The organism is Halalkalibacterium halodurans, from assembly GCF_005671335.1.
GTDB classification, from domain to species: Bacteria; Bacillota; Bacilli; order Bacillales; family Bacillaceae_D; genus Halalkalibacterium; species Halalkalibacterium halodurans.
Window position 1 is genome coordinate 3,921,653 of the sequence record NZ_CP040441.1, and the last position, 19,491, is coordinate 3,941,143.

At 45.2% G+C, this 19,491-nt stretch carries 20 protein-coding genes; all 20 read right to left on the minus strand.

Going from position 1 to position 19,491, the window contains the following annotated elements; genetic code table 11:
- Positions 1-27 precede the first annotated feature (27 nt).
- Complete coding sequence (locus FED51_RS19105; RefSeq protein ID WP_010899861.1) at positions 28-330, minus strand: DNA-directed RNA polymerase subunit beta; 303 nt, start codon at positions 328-330, stop codon at positions 28-30.
- Positions 331-477: 147 nt separating this feature from the next.
- Complete coding sequence (locus tag FED51_RS19110) at positions 478-1,320, minus strand: flagellar hook-basal body protein (RefSeq protein ID WP_053430175.1); 843 nt, start codon at positions 1,318-1,320, stop codon at positions 478-480.
- A 39-nt stretch (positions 1,321-1,359) separates the two neighbouring features.
- Positions 1,360-2,184 (minus strand): flagellar hook-basal body protein, encoded by an 825-nt coding sequence (locus tag FED51_RS19115; RefSeq protein WP_053430174.1) that lies wholly within the window; start codon positions 2,182-2,184, stop codon positions 1,360-1,362.
- A gap of 77 nt (positions 2,185-2,261) precedes the next feature.
- Entirely contained in the window at positions 2,262-3,266 is a 1,005-nt protein-coding gene (gene mreB, locus FED51_RS19120; RefSeq protein ID WP_010899864.1) for a rod shape-determining protein, read from the minus strand.
- A 107-nt stretch (positions 3,267-3,373) separates the two neighbouring features.
- Positions 3,374-3,658, minus strand: coding sequence for a sporulation transcriptional regulator SpoIIID (gene spoIIID / locus FED51_RS19125; RefSeq protein ID WP_053430173.1), 285 nt, complete (start codon positions 3,656-3,658; stop codon positions 3,374-3,376).
- A 132-nt stretch (positions 3,659-3,790) separates the two neighbouring features.
- Positions 3,791-4,450 (minus strand): 3'-5' exonuclease, encoded by a 660-nt coding sequence (locus tag FED51_RS19130; RefSeq protein ID WP_083445439.1) that lies wholly within the window; start codon positions 4,448-4,450, stop codon positions 3,791-3,793.
- A 37-nt stretch (positions 4,451-4,487) separates the two neighbouring features.
- Entirely contained in the window at positions 4,488-6,437 is a 1,950-nt protein-coding gene (locus FED51_RS19135; RefSeq protein WP_233443857.1) for a CBS domain-containing protein, read from the minus strand.
- A complete protein-coding gene (locus FED51_RS19140; RefSeq protein ID WP_053430170.1) occupies positions 6,400-8,064 on the minus strand; it encodes a sodium:solute symporter family protein in 1,665 nt (554 codons plus the stop codon). The genes FED51_RS19135 and FED51_RS19140 overlap by 38 nt, the downstream gene beginning before the upstream one ends.
- 63 nt (positions 8,065-8,127) lie before the next feature.
- On the minus strand, positions 8,128-8,430 hold the full coding sequence (locus tag FED51_RS19145; RefSeq protein WP_010899869.1) for a DUF4212 domain-containing protein: 303 nt from the start codon (positions 8,428-8,430) through the stop codon (positions 8,128-8,130).
- 205 nt (positions 8,431-8,635) lie between these two features.
- A complete protein-coding gene (locus FED51_RS21240; RefSeq protein ID WP_010899870.1) occupies positions 8,636-8,812 on the minus strand; it encodes a hypothetical protein in 177 nt (58 codons plus the stop codon).
- A 223-nt stretch (positions 8,813-9,035) separates the two neighbouring features.
- Positions 9,036-9,890, minus strand: coding sequence for a stage II sporulation protein SpoIIQ (locus tag FED51_RS19150; RefSeq protein ID WP_053430169.1), 855 nt, complete (start codon positions 9,888-9,890; stop codon positions 9,036-9,038).
- A gap of 234 nt (positions 9,891-10,124) precedes the next feature.
- Complete coding sequence (locus tag FED51_RS19155; RefSeq protein WP_053430168.1) at positions 10,125-10,556, minus strand: hypothetical protein; 432 nt, start codon at positions 10,554-10,556, stop codon at positions 10,125-10,127.
- A gap of 140 nt (positions 10,557-10,696) precedes the next feature.
- Complete coding sequence (spoIID, locus tag FED51_RS19160; RefSeq protein WP_083445438.1) at positions 10,697-11,707, minus strand: stage II sporulation protein D; 1,011 nt, start codon at positions 11,705-11,707, stop codon at positions 10,697-10,699.
- Between the two features lie 138 nt (positions 11,708-11,845).
- Positions 11,846-13,168, minus strand: a complete 1,323-nt coding sequence (gene murA, locus FED51_RS19165; protein ID WP_053430166.1) for a UDP-N-acetylglucosamine 1-carboxyvinyltransferase — start codon at positions 13,166-13,168, stop codon at positions 11,846-11,848.
- Between the two features lie 43 nt (positions 13,169-13,211).
- Positions 13,212-13,961, minus strand: a complete 750-nt coding sequence (locus FED51_RS19170; protein ID WP_053430165.1) for a YwmB family TATA-box binding protein — start codon at positions 13,959-13,961, stop codon at positions 13,212-13,214.
- 103 nt (positions 13,962-14,064) lie between these two features.
- The gene (locus tag FED51_RS19175; RefSeq protein WP_050768998.1) at positions 14,065-14,301 is read right to left on the minus strand and encodes a DUF1146 family protein; all 237 of its coding nucleotides are present in this window, start codon (positions 14,299-14,301) and stop codon (positions 14,065-14,067) included.
- A 609-nt stretch (positions 14,302-14,910) separates the two neighbouring features.
- Positions 14,911-15,312 carry a F0F1 ATP synthase subunit epsilon gene (locus FED51_RS19180; protein ID WP_010899878.1) on the minus strand — a complete coding sequence of 134 codons (402 nt, stop codon included), beginning with the start codon at positions 15,310-15,312 and terminating at the stop codon, positions 14,911-14,913.
- A 213-nt stretch (positions 15,313-15,525) separates the two neighbouring features.
- On the minus strand, positions 15,526-16,938 hold the full coding sequence (gene atpD, locus FED51_RS19185; protein ID WP_010899879.1) for a F0F1 ATP synthase subunit beta: 1,413 nt from the start codon (positions 16,936-16,938) through the stop codon (positions 15,526-15,528).
- A gap of 116 nt (positions 16,939-17,054) precedes the next feature.
- Entirely contained in the window at positions 17,055-17,912 is an 858-nt protein-coding gene (locus FED51_RS19190; protein ID WP_010899880.1) for a F0F1 ATP synthase subunit gamma, read from the minus strand.
- Positions 17,913-17,955: 43 nt separating this feature from the next.
- Positions 17,956-19,464: a F0F1 ATP synthase subunit alpha gene (gene atpA / locus FED51_RS19195; RefSeq protein ID WP_010899881.1), complete on the minus strand. Its 1,509-nt coding sequence runs from the start codon at positions 19,462-19,464 to the stop codon at positions 17,956-17,958.
- Between the last annotated feature and the right edge of the window lie 27 nt (positions 19,465-19,491).

Below are 19,491 nucleotides of genomic sequence, written 5' to 3' on the forward strand. Positions count from 1 at the left end.
TGTATACGGGCAAACGAAAAAGGGAGTTTATTCTACTCCCTCAATAATATCAAGAATATGACGCCATGTATCAGGACTCAGTGCATCTAATGGGGCGCCTCCACCTATGACTCCGTACCCAAATATTAGACCGAGAACTGCACTTGCGGCGATGAGGAATAGAACGACAATCAGGCGGAGCCAAATCGGAAATGCACGAATGCGAGCTTTGCGGTTCCCGACTTTTCGTTTTGATGTTTTCTCTTGCCGTTTGGCCTTACGCTTTTCAATCCGACTCGCTTTTTTCCCATTTTTAGTTGGCGCGGCTTTCGTTTCAGTTTGATCAATCATGACGTGAATCTCCCTTAATTATTAGAAAATACAAAAGCGCAAGGCACCTATTTTTTAGGTGACAAGCGCTGTCCAGCTCTTAAACATGTTGTGCCTAATCCTACCCGCTGAGCCAGAAGGAACAGCTTTCGATGAGTCGCTCTGTGATTAACGACGTAGTCCGTTCACAAGCCCCATCATTTGATCGGCCATGCTCACAGAGCGGGCATTAAACTGATAATTCCGTTGTGTCTCAATCAAATCTGTCATCTCTCGGCCAATATCAACGTTTGAACCTTCAAGTGTGCCCTGCACCACTGCACCGCCACCTGCACCGACCGCTGCGTAGACCTCATTCTCTGCAAAGCCTAACGCCGCTAAGTCAGGAAGTTGAAACATATTTCCGCCGACAGCCTCAAGAAGTTGTGGCTTCATCACTTGAATGAGCTGCAACTGTGCCGCTTGAACGGTCGCACCATTCGGCATGGTCACTTGGAGCGTCCCTTGATCGGTTAACGTAATCTCTTCAAATGTAGCCGGAATGTTAATGCGATTCCCGGCACTATCTAACAAATAATCGCCGTTTTGCGTAACAAGCTGAAGCAAGTTGTCATTGTTAGGGTTAGCCGTTAAGTAAAAAGCTCCATCTCGAGTCAGACGTGTAACGGGATTTCCGTCCACAACCGTCTCAATTTCAAAAAAAGAGGACGGATTGGCAATGGCAAAGTCAAGAGCACGGTCGGTTGTCGTGAGTGTCCCTTGCTCCATGCGTAGAGCTGTCTGGCTTACTTTCGCTCCTGAACCGACACGAATACCGTTTGGGGTCAATCGACCCGTTTCATATTGGGTTGCTTTATTCGTATTCACCTGTTGGAATAACAAGTCAGAAAATGATGCTTCTCGCCGTTTATAGCCTGTCGTATTCGAGTTTGCGATATTATGTGATAGTGTATCAAGCTTTTTTTGAAGCTCTCCCATTGTGACAGATGCTGAAATCATCGATAAATTCATGTTTGTGAACTCCTTATTTCAAGCAAGTAATTTCCTTTTCTACCCAATACGTCCCACTTCATTTACGGCTTTTCCGAGGCTCTCATCGTACGCACGAAGGACCTGTTGATTTGCTTCGAACGTGCGATAGGCTTGCATCATGTCCGTCATCGTTTGAGCCGCATCTACATTTGAACGTTCAATAAAGCCTTGTTGCAATTGGTAATTAACAGCCGCGTTACCGACCCCTGTTGGCAACTCTCCGTCTCCTTCAAAGCGAAGAAGGCCATTTCCTTCTTTTACGAGTTGCATCGGATCTTCAGCCACGACGACGTTAATCTGTCCGATGGCGGCACCTGCCTCATCGGTAATCATCCCATCGCCATCTACATTGAACCATTCATTGTTTACTTGCAATGGGTTTCCATCTGTTCCGAGAACATAAAAGCCATCGCCCGTTGTTAAAAAGCCGTCCCCGTCCACAGTGAAGTTTCCATTACGAGTGTAGCGAACCTCGCCGTTCTCATTCTGCACAGTGTAGAAGAGCGCCCAAGGCTGACCGTTTTCTTCATTCGTTGGCATAACCCCTTGCAATAGTGCAACATCCGTATTATTTTGCGTTTCTACTAAATCACCTTGGCGAAAGTTGGGCATTCGCTCTTGCAAGTACACTCCAGTCGTTAACTCCCCAATGACGGGAGCAACCCCTTTCGGAACATTCCCCGTGTTCATTGCGGCAATTAACATATTCGGAAATGCACGTATCGCTGCCTGATCCGCTTTATACCCAGGTGTGTTCACATTGGCTAAATTATTTGTTAACATCTCTTGACGTTGTTGCTGCGTAATCATCCCGGCAGCTGCACCCCATAGTCCACGAAGCATGTTCCAATCCTCCCATTCATTAGGAACGAACTGAGCGATCTACAATCGTCGTTCCATCTAGACAAATTTCGCCATGATTATATACGAACTTTCTTACTTGACATCCGATCCAAGTTTTCAAGAATAATGCCTGTCCCTTTCGCTACACAATCCATCGGGTCTTCTGCCACAAGGACAGGAACTCTTAATTCTTCCGATAAGAGTTGATCGATTCCGTGGAGTAATGCGCCACCACCAGTTAAGATAACACCGCGATCAATAATGTCCGCAGAGAGCTCTGGAGGCGTTTGCTCGAGCACTTGCTTTGAAGCCTGAACTATGTATGACACTGCTTCCGCTAATGCTTCTTGTATCTCCTTTGAGTTTACCGTAATCGTTCTTGGAAGTCCACTCACCATATCGCGACCGCGAATGTCAATTTCTTCATAACGAGCATCAGGAAATACTGTTGCAACTTCTTTTTTGATGTTTTCTGCCGTCCGTTCCCCGATCAACAGCTTGTACTCTTTTTTCACATAATTTAAAATTTCCGAATCCATCCGGTCTCCCGCCACTTTGATGGAGGAGGCGGTGACGATATCTCCCATGGATAAAACAGCCACATCGGTTGTACCACCACCAATGTCTACGACCATGTTCCCGCTTGGTTGGAAAATATCCATCCCCGCTCCAATCGCTGCTACTTTTGGTTCTTCCTCCAAATAGACGTTCTTTCCTCCGCTTTTTTCTGCTGCTTGCCGTATCGCTTTCTGTTCGACAGACGTAATGTTCGTCGGGCAGCAAATTAAAATACGGGGTTTAGAGAATGCGCTTTTCACTTTCATTTTATTCAAAAAGTGTTTAAGCATAGATTCCGTCAGTTCAAAGTTGGCGATAACCCCATCCTTCAAAGGACGTACGGCAACAATATTTCCTGGTGTTCGTCCGACCATGCGGAACGCTTCATCTCCGACTGCCAATACGCGGTTTGTCGATGTCTCTACAGCAACGACAGACGGCTCATTCAAGACGATGCCTTTCCCCTTTACGTAGATCAAAACATTTGCGGTGCCTAAATCAATCCCTATATCCCTTCCAAACATGATGTGATCCTCCCTATTAACTAAACCTTTTGTTCTAAATCATTCTTCATACCTAATTCATCATTTTAACATAATTTGTTCATACAGGGATTGATTTTTTTGAAATTTTAAAAACGAGTTTTAACAGCCTCTCCTTCCGACACTTTTGCCTTCTTATATTTCACTTTTGTTGCTTCACCACCCCGAAGATGGCGAATGGACTTATGGTACTCAAGGATATCCTTTACTTCGTTTGCTAGCTCTGGATTAATTTCGGGCAAACGTTCAGTGAGGTCCTTGTGTACGGTACTTTTCGAAACGCCAAATTCCTTTGCGATTGTTCGCACGGTTTTTCTCGTTTCGACAATATACCTGCCTATCTTGATGGTCCGCTCTTTGATGTAATCGTGCACACCGCTCGCCTCCCTAAAATCTGTGTTAGTGATTGGTACAGTTTATTAGGGAGAGAGGGCATATATACCATCTTTTCAAGGGACAAGATTAATTTGCTCCTGTGCATGCGAAGCGTAGCTAATCGCAGGACGTTAAAACAATAACGCTCGGTTCGTCATACTGCTAATATCAATGAGATCGGCCAAAGTTGTTTTCCCTCGTGCTTCCAAATGACGTAAGAGCTCACAAAAAAGGTGTGCCGTTGTTAAAGCATCGCCTAGGGCTTGATGCCGTTCATAAATATACGTTCCAAATTGCTTAGCGTAAACCTCCAGATCCCGCATATCTTTTGACGGACTAATGTAACCAATCAAATCTAACGTATCAAAAAGCAAAGGGACATTGAACGAAAACTGATAGCGTTGAAGCTCTTTTTTTAAGACCGTCACATCAAAAGAAGCATAATGTCCAACCCATGCAGCACTTCCTGATTGCTCGACAAACCGAAAAAAGGACTCAATCGCAGGTAAAGACGCTGGGGCATTTTTTACTTTATCTTCAGAAATTCCTGTTAATTCTTCAATCTCTGCTGGAATGTTGCGCTCCGGGTTGACATAAGTCTGAAACGTGAAATCTGTTACCTCTAACCCTTCGACATGAACCGCAGCCACCTCAATTAAACGATCCCCTGCTCCGACAGCAAAGCCCGTTGTTTCTGTATCAAAAACGGTGAAGGCCAACTGACAGATTGGTGTGTTAAGCGGTGGATCTACTGCTAACCCATGTGGCAGCTTTTTTCGTTTCCAAAACAAGAGGATTCACTCCTTTCCCCGACCGATCATGGCATATTCAGAACATCCCAAAAGAGGCCAGTGTTTGCTGCTGAAGCGTGCGAATCGTCTTTATGGCATGGATTAATTGTTCCTTTTCTCGGGTACGTAAATGGCGGACGTGCACTTCGCTCGTAGGCCCTTCACGATTGTCTTTAGAACGTTCCAATCCTTGCTTCACTCGTATCGATAAAATGACTTCATAAGCATCGAATAGTTCTTCGTTCATTTCCTCGGAAATAACGTCAGCCTTCGACAATTCTTTCACGAACTGGAGGGGAAGACGGCCAACAATTCCTTGTTGTGCCCCTAATAGCTGCAAGCAATGGTGGAATGGAAAAAGAGCATGTTTTTTCAGGTCTACCTTGTCACGCTTCACGCGAAACAAGGCGCGGATCGGATGGTCAAGTACAGGGACCGGTATTTCCTTTTCATGCTCTGCCATCCGGTACAAATAAATTCGTGACCGCTCCAAATGGTCTTTTACCAGATGCTGAAATTGGTTGTGCAACGCTTCATCGCCAGCGACATAACGAAACGAGAGAAAATTATGACCTAGTAAAATATGATCATTCGTTGCCCTGAGCCCCCAACGACGGAGACGATCTCGCCACATGGAAAGACTTCCGCACCAGTTCGGGGAGCTTGCCATCATGTCCCCAGGACACCGCCGGTAGCCGGCTTTTTCCAGTGTTTCAACGAGAGCCTCAGTAAACCGTTTAAAATAATCAGCGACCTTCGCGCCCTCTTCTTTTTCCGTATCTTGATAGACGAGAAAATGATCTTGGTCGGTCGGCATAAATTGCTCCCCTCGTCCACTGCTCCCCATCATATACCACGTAAACGGAACTGGAGGAGCTCCTAAGCCTTCCTTCTCAAACGAATCAATCGTCAGCTGCAAACAATGCTGAACGAGTCGATCATAAAGCTTCGTAATCATTTCGAGCATATGGATCGTTGGCACACCGTCCCGCAGTAACGTGGAAAGAATGTCATGGATCGCTTCTTTCACATTTCCGATCGATGTAATGGTTGATTCTTCAATGGTTTGAATCACTTCAAGAGTGCCTCGGTTTTTCTTTTGCAATAAATCAGACAATGTCACCATGCCGAGCGGCCTTCCTGCCTCTTCAACTGGCAAGTGTTTAATTTTATTCATGAGAAACATGGACATTGCTTCATAATAATACGCGTGACGACTAATGGTATATGGATTTTTTGTCATAACCTCATATGCTTTTTGTGTCTTGCTTTGTCCAGAGGCAATCACGCGGCCCACAAGGTCTTTTTCAGTAATAATCCCTGATAGTTTGTTTTCATCATTTAACACGATCACAGAACTCGTTCCTTCGTCCATTATCTTTCGAGCCACCTCTTGGACAAGAGCTTGTTCTTGGACGGTCACCGCTGGTTCTGTCATCATATCCTGAATGCGGCGGATAAAAGGCTCACTTTCACCCCATTTATTCGCAAGCTGTACTTGCTCGGCTAAGGAATGATAAATGTCGCGAAGCCTAGTGGCTGCCTGTCTGAGCATAAAATCCTGTACAGTATCCTCATGCCAACGCCTCTCCATAACGGAATATGGAATGTGAAGACAGACGGAAGGTTCGACTGTTCGTACTTCCACATTGTGGATGACAGCATGCTCCGGCTGTTCACCTAAAAAGTCGGCCAAGCTCGAAAAACCGATCATGTCCCCTACCTCTAGAACTTCCAAGACCTCCTGTTGGTGTTCGTCGCTTCCCGCAACAAAGACTTCTGCTACACCTTTGAGGATGAGCAGAAGTCCATGACGGGGCGAGTTCGAGTAAAGGACTTTTTCTGATTTTTCGTAGTTTTTAAGCGCACAAGCATCCATCAGAGCAGCAAATTCTTCATCTGTTGTTCCACTGAATAACGGATGCCTGTGAACTTGTTGAAACAATGAATCATTTTCCGGAAGATTCATCCATCCATACCTCGCCATCCTTATACGTCATTTGCTCAGGATAACGGAGGTCTACCACTTCATCTTGAAGCTTTTGTGATGGAGCTGCGGTCATGAGTGACACGACAATGGTTACGAATAAGTTAACCGGAACCCCGATTAAACCTGCTCCAGTATCTTGAATGCCAAAGAGAGTAAACGTACCCGTGCGCGCAAGGAAAATATACACGAGCGTTACCGCAAGGCCCGAAAGCATACCAGCAATGGCTCCTTTGGCGTTCGCACGCTTCCACCAAACACCGAGTAGTAGAACTGGGAAGAATGTCCCTCCGGCTAAACCAAAGGCCCAAGCCACAATTTGAGTAATAACTCCTGGAGGATCAAGGGCGACCACACCTGCGACAATTGTTGCTAGGACGATCGCAATTCGCCCAGCCAATAAGCGCTTCTGATCACTCGCTTTTGGATTCATTAAACGGTAGTAAATGTCATGGGCGAAGGAGGAGGAAATCGTAATCAAGAGCCCTCCTGCTGTCGACAAAGCGGCCGCCATTGCTCCGGCAGCGACAAGGCCGATGACAAACATGCCAAGGTTCGCGATTTCCGGAGTTGCCATCACGACAATATCATTGCTAATTCTTAGCTCTTCCCATTGCAGAATCCCATCTCCGTTGGCGTCAGCCATCTCAAGTAACCCTGTATTAATCCAAGCCTCCGTCCATGCTGGAAGCTGATCGATTGGCTGATTTGCCACTTGTGTCATTAAAATAAACCGAGAAAACGCTGCGTATGCCGGGGCTGATAAATAGAGAAGGGCAATAAAAATCAACGCCCAAGCCCCGCTCCAACGGGCCGCCTTCATCGTTGCGACTGTGTAAAAGCGAACGATGACGTGAGGAAGGGCAGCCGTACCGACCATTAACGTAAACATGAGAGCAATAAACTGAGATTTGTCACTTTCCATAAATGGTTGAAGAATTTGCGACAGCCCCAGTTCTCGATCAAGGTTATCGAGCTGTGAAATGAAATTACCGTACGTCAGCCACGGAAAAGGGTTTCCCGATAATTGAAGCGACATAAAGACAATCGGAATAATGTAAGCGACAATTAAAATGATGTATTGCGCCACCTGTGTCCATGTGATCCCTTTCATTCCCCCGAGTGTGGCATAAATCGCAATGACGACAACCCCAATCATCGTGCCATACATAGCCGGAATGTTTAAAATTCTCCCAATCACAACGCCCGACCCTGACAGTTGTCCTATAATATAGGTAAAGCTAATAATAATCGTTGCAATCGCTGCAATCAGACGTGCTGTGTTGCTCCCATAACGGTCGCCAATAAATTCTGGTACGGTATAACGACCATATTTGCGAAGCTGAGGTGCAAGTAAAAACGTTAAAAACAGATAGCCCCCAGTCCACCCCATTATGTAGGCAAGGCCATCATAGCCAAGAATCATCACGGTTCCAGCCATTCCGATAAAGGAGGCTGCACTCATCCAGTCGCCACCAATGGCCATCCCGTTCCAAAATGGTGGCACCCCGCGGCTGGCAACATAGAAATCGGATGTGGCTCGAGCCCGATTATAGATTGAGATCCCAATGTATAAACCGAATGTTGCAAGAATCATTAATATCGAGACAATCGACTGTTGATCCACTGCATTCCCTCCAAACGTGTGAAGTCACTTCTCTCTCCTTTTTATAAAAACAGCCAACTCTTGTTAGTGATCCAAGGCTTTTCCTGAGCTAACAGCCTCATTTTGCTTCTCATCAATTCCGAATTTTTCGTCTATTTTATCGCTCACATAAGCATTCACAAACAAGAGGACAACAAAGGTAACGACCGATCCTTGTGCGCCCATATAATAGTGGGCAGGCATTCCTAAAATCGTGAAGGTTGAAAAGGCTTCAGCAAAAGCTACAACCGCAAAGGAAACGAGCCCACCGATTAATAAGCAAATAACAACTAAGGTTGTTCGGGCTCGGAAGTAAGCATCAGCTATCGACTTATCCACTTTTTTCATCACGTTCACCCCTCTTTTTTAGATGATGGAATAGCGATCCACAAATCAGTGGTGTCTTATTGGCATCCCTCCCTTTTATAATGAACTGGTTTGAAGATGTCTTTGCTGCGTTCTTGTGATAAAGTCTTGAAGTGTCATAGTTGATGATGTCTATCGAATAACTGAGGTTTGTAAACATTGAGAAGCTGTGAGGACATGATGAACATTACCGTAAACTAAAAATGAAGCGAATCGTCTCAAAGAAGCCCATCGGCACCATGGCAATTTGTACAATCATCACTAGAAGTATGCCTGCGAATGGCACAGTTAAAAAGAGCGGCCGTTTATAACGGATACAGGCAAATATTGAGGCCACGATAAGCAATAAAAATAAGTAGATCATTGGCGATCCCCCTATTCATTTTTGTAAGCGCTATCAAATGTATATGTATTGTAACACAGTTGAAAATATAATCACTGTTATAGTCCACATTATTTCAAATTTTCTGATAGCTGTCAAGGACAATATCTCCCTTCTGAATAGGAAAATTCGCTATAGGATATAGGCTTCCAAAGTACAAATTGAAAAACGCCTCGTGCGATTATCTTCGCACGAGGCGCATTCATTACGCGTCTTCGTTCGTATCCTCTTTTACATCATCATTCTGTTCTTCGCGATCTGACTCGTCTTCACCTTCACCTTCGCCGTCTCTTGCATCCTCTGACTCTTTCTCATCCTCACCTTCAGTAGCCTCTTCAGAAGCACCTTCTAAATCCTCAAGGAACGAAACAGGTTGCTGTAAAGCGTCTTCTGGATTGATGGCGATTCCGTCTTTGCGAATTTCAAAATGAACATGGACACCTGCATTTTCGTTATACAAGTTACGTCCAGCAGATCCGAGAATATCGCCTTGTCGGACCGTATCCCCTTGCTCTACATTTAGCTCACCAAGACTATGGTAATGTGTCACAATTCCATTGTCATGATCCACTTCTACGACATAGCCGAGCAATGAATCTTGTTCAGCTTTTACGACTGTACCGCTGAGAGCTGCAGTGACATCAAAGCTTTCTTCCCCGTCTTTTGCAAGATCAATGCCTTTATTCTGGTAGTAGTAATTATTGTAATAGACGAGAGCTGCTTGCTGTTCTTCGGCTGTTCCATTGACATCGTAAAAAGTCCCAACGATTTCAACTTCATTTTCGTCACTGATTGGAAGCTTTACTACTTCACCGTCTGTTGTAACCGGAACTGCGTCTTCACCGTGCATGCCTGTTGGTCCATTTGGATTTTCTTCAACGTCAATTGGATCATCAGGATTAGCAATTTGTCCATTTTGACTTTGCATGAAGAAGAAGGCACTTAGTAACAAAGCAGCAACAGCAAGATAGATTGCTGGTAAAGCCCAACGCTTCTTCAGAAAACGTTGTAGGTTGAATGTCTCTTCTTTTTTAGAAGATTGTTTGTTTTCATCTTTCATTATCATCACCTCAGCAACCATTCTGATCAGGTTGCGCTAAAACTATACATATTGTCAAAAAACTTTTTCATTTATTTTTCGACAAATGCATCCGTTTTATGTAGTGATTAAAAAAAGTGGGACAGAACCGAAGCAACCGACCGATGATGGATGATTGACTGTAGAAGCCTGCCTGAACGCTAGCCACCTCTGGGGATACCCCTCTATTCATGCTCTGATTAAAAACCGTGAGTCCTACTCAATAACGTGCGGTCGGGGCATGTCCAGCTTTATCCCTTTCCCTTCGTCTGTATGGATGTAAATGGTGTATGTTCCGGCTTGATCTAGCTCGATCGCCCCGCTCTTCTCGGAATCGATCTCCTCTTCCCAAACGACATTTCCAGCACGTTCCACATATAAAGTTAGTGTTCCTTCATCAACCGTCATCTCATATGGAAGGCTTATACGTTCTCCATCCGGAACAGACATTGAATTCACTTCAAATGTACCCCGTAACGTGCCGATTGAGATTTGCACATGGCCGTTAATATTCGATGACTTTGAATTAATGACCAGCTGATCACCATGCTTTAGTAAGAGGACAAGACTTAAAGCAAGAGCCAGCATGAGGACGACGCCAGTCGCAACTGCAAAGATAATCCAAAATTTTGTGTTTGTTTTTTTCATTATTTTTTCTCTCCACTCCATTTTCTTGTTCAAAGATAAAAACTAGTCTACCACCGTTTTAAGGTGAAAGCCATCGTTTTCCCTTATACTAGAATTCTTTTAAAGGGTAAAAAAGAAGCCCCCCAAACGAAGGGCCTCTCCTAGTCTCCTCGTGCCATCAGTTGTTGTTCATAAGGTCCTACAGACTCGATTTCAACTCCTTGATAGTAATGGCTAATAATTTCTTGATACGTAGAACCATTTAGAGCCATCCCATTGGCTCCGTATTGGCTCATCCCCACACCATGGCCCCAGCCTTTTGTTTCAATGACAATGTTGTCTCCTTGCCTTTTCCATTGAAAATCAGCCGAGTTGAGTTCAAGCTCTTCACGGACAACCCGCCCCGATATTTCTGTTCCGTTAATGTTCACTTTTGCTACCCGACCGCCTTCCGTTCTGGCCACGATCGACCCAATCGAGCCATCATCAGGCAATGTAACACCTAGACGCTCTTGAAATTCTTCGACAGATAGAACTTTTTCGCCAATGAAGCGCGGAGAATGTTGTTGATCCCAAGGGCTTTCCACACTTCGCAAATACGGGATCTCACTTTTCCAATAGTCCTCCGAGTTTTCCGTATATCCGTTACTTGTTGAAAAAAAAGCAGCTGTAATCGGGGTCCCGTCATACGTAAGAACTTGTCCCGCTGTTTCCGATACCGCTTGCTTAATGCGAGCGATTTTCCAATGGTAATCCTTTCCCCACCGCTCTTTTAACTCCGCTTCGCTTTGATAGACTTGATGCATTTCCGTATCTGTGATCATTGCACCTTCCGGAAGTTCGATATCATTCGGTTCAAGCAGCTGTTTCAGGAGGAATGTGCGGGCGGTTAGAGATTGGGCTTTTAATGCTTCTAGTTCAAATTCTGCTGGCATTTCGGATGCGACGACACCTACAACGTATTCTTCCAGTGGCACGGATTCAACGGATTCAGTCTGACTGCGAAACACATGTACGGCAAGTTCACTCTCAGGCAAATCCACCGCCTCAATCGGAGCCATTTGCGTCTCCTCAGTGACCATTTGGGGCTGACTCGAAAACATGACGAGGAGCGCAGGTAAAAGAAGAATGACGCTGCAAAGTACAATTCCTATGACTATGAGTCGTTTCAATCTCAAACCTCCCATCTAACAATGTTGGCACTCGTCTCTTCTCTACATTGTATGAAGGCTTGGGCTTGTCTAGAACCTTAATTTATTCAAAATAGTCATTTAAGAGCCAAATAAAAAAGCCCTCAGCAGAGGGGCTTCTTAGACTAAATTTGTGTTTAGCTTTAATGGTGCTGGAGCATCGAGATTTTCCAATTCACGCTCAGTCTCCACCACACGTTCAATATCAGCACCTAGACGCGCAAGCTTACCGGCTAGATCAACATATCCGCGGTCTACATGTTTTAATTCAACTACTCGCGTATGACCATCTGCGACAAGGCCAGCGAGTACGAGAGCAGCACCTGCTCGTAGATCGGTCGCGGTTACTTCAGCACCTTGAAGTTGGCACGGCCCAGAGATTATGGCTGAGCGTCCTTCGATTTTAATATTGCCGTTCATTCGACGGAACTCTTCAACGTGCATAAAGCGATTCTCAAACACCGTTTCTGTGATGACACTCGTTCCGTTCGCCCGAAGAAGCAATGCCATCATTTGCGATTGCATATCTGTTGGAAACCCTGGGTGCGGCATGGTTTTAATGTCTACTGGTTTTAATTCATCTGGGCCAATGACGCGAATGCCGTTATCCTCTTCAATCGTTTTTACTCCCATTTCATGCATTTTTGCAATTAATGGACGCAGATGTTCTGCAACGGCACCTTCGATGAAAACATCGCCGCCGGTAATGGCAGCAGCTACCATAAATGTACCAGCTTCAATACGATCCGAGATCACCGTGTGCTCCGCTCCTACTAGTTCATCAACACCTTCAATGCGGATAACACCTGTTCCTGCACCGCGTACTTTTGCTCCCATGGCATTTAAATAGTTAGCCAAACAAACGATCTCTGGCTCTTCAGCAGCGTTTTCAAGGATCGTCATTCCTTCTGCCATGGCTGCTGCCATCATAATGTTTTCAGTAGCCCCTACGCTTGGGAAGTCAAGATAAATCTTCGTTCCCTGCAGTCGACCTTCAACCTTCGCTTCAATAAAACCATTTCCAATCTCTACTGTCGCTCCCATGGCTTCAAACCCTTTTAAATGCTGGTCAATTGGACGCGAGCCGATCGCACACCCTCCTGGAAGTGCAATCCGTGCATGACCAACTCGGGCAAGAAGGGGACCCATGACTAAGAAAGAGGCGCGCATTTTTCGTACATATTCGAAAGGCGCTTCTGTCTTTAAGGGGTTTGTTGCATTCACAACGAACTCGCCATTTTCATATTCAACGTTTATATTAAGATTGCGTAAAACTTCTTTCATCGTGTATACATCGGCTAATTTTGGCACATCATATATTTTGCTCGTGCCGCGGCTAGCTAGAATTGATGCTGCGATAACAGGCAAGACGGCATTCTTTGCCCCTTCTACCTTGACAGATCCGCTAAGCTGCCTGCCACCTCGGACAATTATTTTTTCCAACGTATTCCCCTCCGCGTCTCGTTATTAGGTCTTTTCTATATCATTAATATTCAGTCGTAATTATAGGCGTGCCAAACGTAACGGTTGTTTGTTCGCCCAAACTCTTCTGTCTTAAGGCAATTTGCAGGTTCATGTCTTGGGTTCCTAGTTCAATGGATGGTTGCCACTTTGAATGAAAAGCGGAAATGGACAAAAAAGAATCTTCAACAAGAGCTTCCACCTTTTTTGCACCGAACGACTCGAGCATCTCCACTGCAAGCGTTTCTAATGGGCGATCGAGTGATGGGACAGTTCCACGCATGGAAATGAAGGTAGCCGCTTCCCCTAAGCCAATATCCTGTTGTCGTTCAGACACCATATCCATTTTCCAATTCAAATCATCCAGTGACTGGCTTTGAACGTGGTACATCATATGTACCTGATCACGATCCCCTTCTCCAGAGTATCGAAGGATGGTGATGGTTTCGGTTAGAGGCCATTGAGGGTCATTGCGTGAGGCTGTTATCTTCTGATGAGGATCGCCTTGCATTGCTTCCGTCACGTACCAACTTTCCCCTAATGAAGCAATAAAAGATTGGGCAAACTGTTGATACGCTGACTTTGTATCGACATCAGCAATTGTGTCTCGCGCTAAAAATGTCCACTCTTCTACCCCAACATCAAAGCCGTCCATCTGTTCTGCAAACGTTACGAGAAGATCTAGGTTTGACTTGTTTGTTTCCCCAAACGCCTGAAAATGTACAATCAAGAGTGCAAAAAGAATGAGCCCTCCAAACACCTTCTGCTTGTTCATTGTGATTTCCCCTCTCCGAATCAATGTGATTACTCACATTTTTTCCAAGAGGCAAAGTCGCATACATGGAAGTTGTAGTCAACCTTCGACATCTTTAGGTTGGTTATTGCCAAATGTAACGTAGCATAAGTGATGATTCTAAATACTGTAGAAAAAAACTGCTGACAAGATAAGCAAGAGCAATGGTGACAAAGATCATGAGTAACATCGCTTGGGGACTTTTCGGATTTTTGACAAATAAGTCAAACTTGAATGACTGCAAAGCCCACCACACGGCAGCGAGAAACATAACATGCACAACAATATGTATGAGTGCCTGTTGTCCAAAGTCTTGCATCATGTCCTCATTTCTCCTTCATAGCCTGTTCAATTACTTATCAACAAAGCTTTACCAACTTATGAAGATCATTGTTACCTTCGACTCTTACTCGTAAAGAGAAAAAGCCGACTTTTTTAATATAAGCTAGACTGTTTTCAAAAAAAAGGGTCTAAATCCCCATATCATTTAAAACAATCCATTCTACATAATACAAGAGATTACGTCATAAATCTACACCTTTTTTTAAAAAATTGTGAAGATGTACGAACATCGGGAAAAACGGACTCATTTCGCCAATACAACCTCCAATTACTCATACGTAAGCTACATGTTATCTTCCCTGTTTTCGTTTGATTAAACGTTGTCGACCAATGTAAAAATGTCTCTTATGATGAAAAAGTGAACGATCATGATGAAAAAAGTACGATTTTTTTGAAAAAATGGTTTCGTTTAATGGGGCGGAACAACTAAATGTTCCGATATTGGATAGGAAGGTATGTCTTTGCCCTAATCTGAACTTGTTTTTTCGCCAAGTGTTAGGGCATAGGAACGTTGTACATTCTTCAACTGCAAAAAAGAACCTCCCCATCGGAGAGATCCTTTTCTTTGTTTATCCCGTGAAGTTTCACGTTATCGTCCTGCAACATCCAGACGGTTGGTCGCACGACGAAGAGATAGCTCTGCTCGCTTAAAATCAATGTTCTCTTGCTTCGCTTGTTGCAATCGCTTTTCCGCCCGTTCTTTAGCAGAACGAGCACGCTCAACGTCGATATCTGAAGGCAGTTCCGCGGCTTCAGCCAATATCGTCACTTGATCGGGGCGTACTTCCACAAAGCCCCCACTTACTGCAACGAGATCAACAGTGGACCCCTTTTTTAAACGCACCGCACCAACTGTGAGCGGCGCGACGAGAGGGATGTGACGCGGAAGGATTCCAAGTTCCCCTTCCACTGTTTTCACACTCACCATATCCACATCGCCTTCGTATACTTTGCCATCAGGAGTGACAACGTTGACATGTAATGTTGGCATTGTACTCCCTCCTTGTCTAGCTCCAGGTCTTTCCTATTGTTAGTTACAATAGGTAAATCACTCATGCCCTTCCTCTGCGACCCGCTTCGGACAGCATTTGTATGAAACGGCACCTGGGCAGTCATATTCCGCATTCCTAGTTCTTGCGAAAACGTAGGTCTTGTTCATTAAGAGAGGGCGGAGCGAGAGAGCTCCGCATTTCTCTAAACGCACTTAGACCATTTGTTTCGCTCTCTCAACAACCTCTTCAATCCGGCCAACGAGACGGAATGCATCCTCTGGAAGGTCATCATATTTACCTTCAAGGATCTCTTTAAATCCTTTAATGGTTTCTTTTACAGGTACATACGAACCTGGTTGTCCTGTAAACTGTTCAGCCACGTGGAAGTTTTGTGACAAGAAGAACTGAATCCGGCGTGCACGCGCGACAATTAACTTGTCTTCCTCAGAAAGCTCATCCATACCAAGGATGGCAATAATATCTTGTAATTCTTTATATTTTTGCAATGTTTGCTGTACTTGACGAGCGACATTGTAATGCTCTTCCCCAACAATCTCCGGCGAGAGGGCACGAGATGTAGACGCTAGTGGGTCTACGGCAGGGTAAATCCCCATCTCTGAAAGCTTACGCTCAAGGTTGGTCGTCGCATCTAAGTGGGCAAACGTAGTTGCTGGTGCTGGGTCAGTGTAGTCATCCGCTGGTACGTAAATCGCTTGGATAGAAGTAACCGAACCGACCTTCGTTGATGTGATCCGCTCTTGAAGCTGTCCCATCTCCGTTGCAAGTGTTGGCTGGTAACCTACCGCTGATGGCATGCGCCCAAGCAATGCGGATACCTCAGAACCTGCTTGTGTAAAGCGGAAAATATTATCGATAAACAGAAGAACGTCTTGTCCTTGTTTGTCACGGAAATATTCCGCCATTGTCAAACCAGAAAGGGCTACACGCATACGGGCACCAGGCGGCTCGTTCATTTGTCCAAACACCATCGCGGTCTTTTTGATAACGCCCGAGTCGGACATTTCGTGGTAGAGGTCATTTCCTTCACGTGTACGCTCACCTACTCCGGCAAATACAGAAATACCGCCGTGCTCTTGCGCGATGTTGTTGATTAATTCTTGAATTAAAACGGTTTTCCCTACGCCGGCACCACCGAAGAGACCGATTTTTCCACCTTTGATGTAAGGGGCAAGCAAGTCAACAACTTTAATTCCTGTTTCGAGAATTTCCGTTTTTGTTGAGAGCTCTTCAAACTTTGGTGCTTCACGGTGAATCGGCGAACGCTCAGCATCAGCTGGAATCGGCTCGTCAAGGTCAATGGATTCACCGAGTACGTTGAACACACGACCGAGCGTAACTTCCCCTACAGGGACAGAAATAGCTGCACCTGTGTCAACAACCTCAGTTCCGCGAACGAGACCATCCGTTGAGCCCATCGCGATTGTGCGTACCGTATCATCTCCTAAGTGCAAAGCCACTTCTAAGGTTACGTTCACATCAACCGCATTTTGATCCGCCCCTTTTTGTTCGACACGTAATGCGTTGTTTAGCTCGGGTAGTTGGCCGCTTTGAAAACGAACGTCAACAACTGGACCCATAACCTGAGTAATGTGACCTGTATTCATTGTCTTTCCCTCCTAATGGCCTTTCTGCCACAGTTTTGTCTATCAAATCACCGCCACACTACTTATGGCGCTATGTGCATAGAAGAGAGACCATCCAAAATAGATGGCTCTCCATATTATTCTAAGGCTGCCGCTCCACCGACAATTTCGGTGATTTCCTGAGTGATGGCCGCTTGTCGTGCCCGGTTGTACGATAGCGTCAACTCATCAATTAGATTTGTGGCGTTATCAGTCGCTGCACTCATCGCTGTCATCCGTGCGGCAAACTCACTGGCTTTCGCATCGAGCAACGCCCCATAAACTAGGCTTTCCGCATATTGCGGTAAAAGCGCTTCTAAGATGACTTGCTCATTTGGCTCATACTCATACGTTGTCGACACTTTCGTATCCGACAAGTCCGTAAGAGGGAGCACCTTTTTTTCTGTTACATCTTGTTTGATCGGGCTTACAAAGTGGTTATACCAAATGTAAAGCTCATCGAACACCTCATCGGCAAACATGTCGACGGTTTGCTTGGCAATATCTTTAATATCATTAAAGGTTGGTTGGTCAGACAACCCCGTCATTTCTGAGATGATCGGCAACTGGCGCTTTTTCAGTAAATCTCGGCCCGTTCGACCAATGGCAAAAATTCCATACTCGTCTTTCGACTTGTGTCGCTTATTAATTGTATAGAGCAACCCACGAATCAAATTACTGTTGTACGCTCCAGCCAGACCACGATCGGATGTAATGACAATATATCCTGTCTTTTTCACTGGGCGCTCTTCCAGCATGGGATGGGAAACGTCCGTATCGCTTGCAGCAATGCTTGCTACCACTTCCCGGATTTTATCAGTATATGGCAAGAACGATTGCGCCTTCTCCTGAGATCGGTTGAGCTTTGCTGCCGAAACCATCTCCATTGCCTTTGTGATTTGTTTCGTTTTTTTCGTTGAGTTAATACGCTGCTTTATGTCCCGTAATGAAGCCATCCTATTCACCACCTTTTTTCGCCAAAACTCATTCAGATAAGACTTATTTTGTCGTTACGAAACCTTGCTTAAACTCAGTAATTGCAGCTTTAAACTCGCTATCATCAGGCAGGTTTCCTGTTGTGCGAATATGATCAAGCAATTCTTTTTTGTTATGGTCAAGGAATGTGAATAGTTCTGACTCAAAACGGCGGACATCTCCAACTGGAATGTCATCAAGGAAGCCGTTAATAAGAGCGTAAATAATTGCCACTTGCTTCTCAACTGGAAGCGGCTCATGAAGTCCTTGCTTCAACACTTCAACCGTACGTTGACCACGATTTAGCTTCGCTTGTGTTGCTTTATCTAGATCTGAACCGAACTGGGCAAATGCTTCAAGCTCACGGTATGCTGCTAAGTCAAGACGCAACGTACCAGATACCTTTTTCATCGCTTTGATTTGTGCTGAACCTCCGACGCGGGATACAGAGAGTCCGGCGTTTACCGCAGGGCGCACACCTGAGTAGAAAAGATCTGATTGCAAGAAGATTTGTCCATCCGTAATTGAGATTACGTTTGTTGGGATATAGGCAGACACGTCACCAGCTTGTGTTTCAATGAACGGTAAAGCCGTGATTGAACCGCCGCCTTTTGCATCACTAAGCTTCGCTGCGCGCTCTAGCAAGCGTGAATGCAAGTAGAAAACATCCCCAGGATACGCTTCACGGCCTGGAGGACGACGAAGCAAAAGTGATAATTCACGGTAAGCTGCCGCTTGTTTTGTTAAATCATCGTAAACGACAAGAACGTGCTTCCCGTTATACATGAACTCTTCTCCCATTGATACCCCTGCATATGGCGCAAGGAACAAGAGAGGAGCTGGCTCAGACGCACTTGCTGAAACGACGATCGTGTAATCAAGGGCACCGTGTTGACGAAGCGTTTCCACAACGCCAGCTACCGTTGATTCTTTCTGACCGATCGCAACATAGATACAAATCATATCTTGGTCTTTTTGGTTAATGATTGTGTCAATGGCGATCGACGTTTTCCCTGTTTGACGGTCACCGATAATCAATTCACGCTGCCCTCGACCGACTGGAATCATGGAGTCAATCGACTTGATCCCTGTTTGAAGTGGCTCATGTACAGATTTACGATCCATAACCCCAGGAGCTGGGCTCTCGATTGGACGCGTTTTTGACGTTTCAATTGGACCTCTACCATCAATTGGTTGGCCTAGTGGGTTTACGACACGACCTAAAAGTTCCTCTCCTACAGGAACTTCCATGATCCGGCCTGTCCGCTTCACTTCGTCGCCTTCACGAATCTCGCTATATGGACCTAAAATAATAATCCCGACGTTGTTCTCTTCGAGGTTTTGAGCCATACCCATAACCCCGTTTGAGAATTCAAGTAGCTCACCGGCCATGACACTTTCAAGGCCATGAGCAAGGGCGATCCCGTCCCCGACACGGATAACGGTCCCTACATCTTGAACTTGAACATCAGACTGAAAATTTTCAATCTGCTGTTTAATGAGAGAGCTAATTTCCTCTGGTTTGATGCTCATATTTTTCACCCCTATCTTCTAATCTGT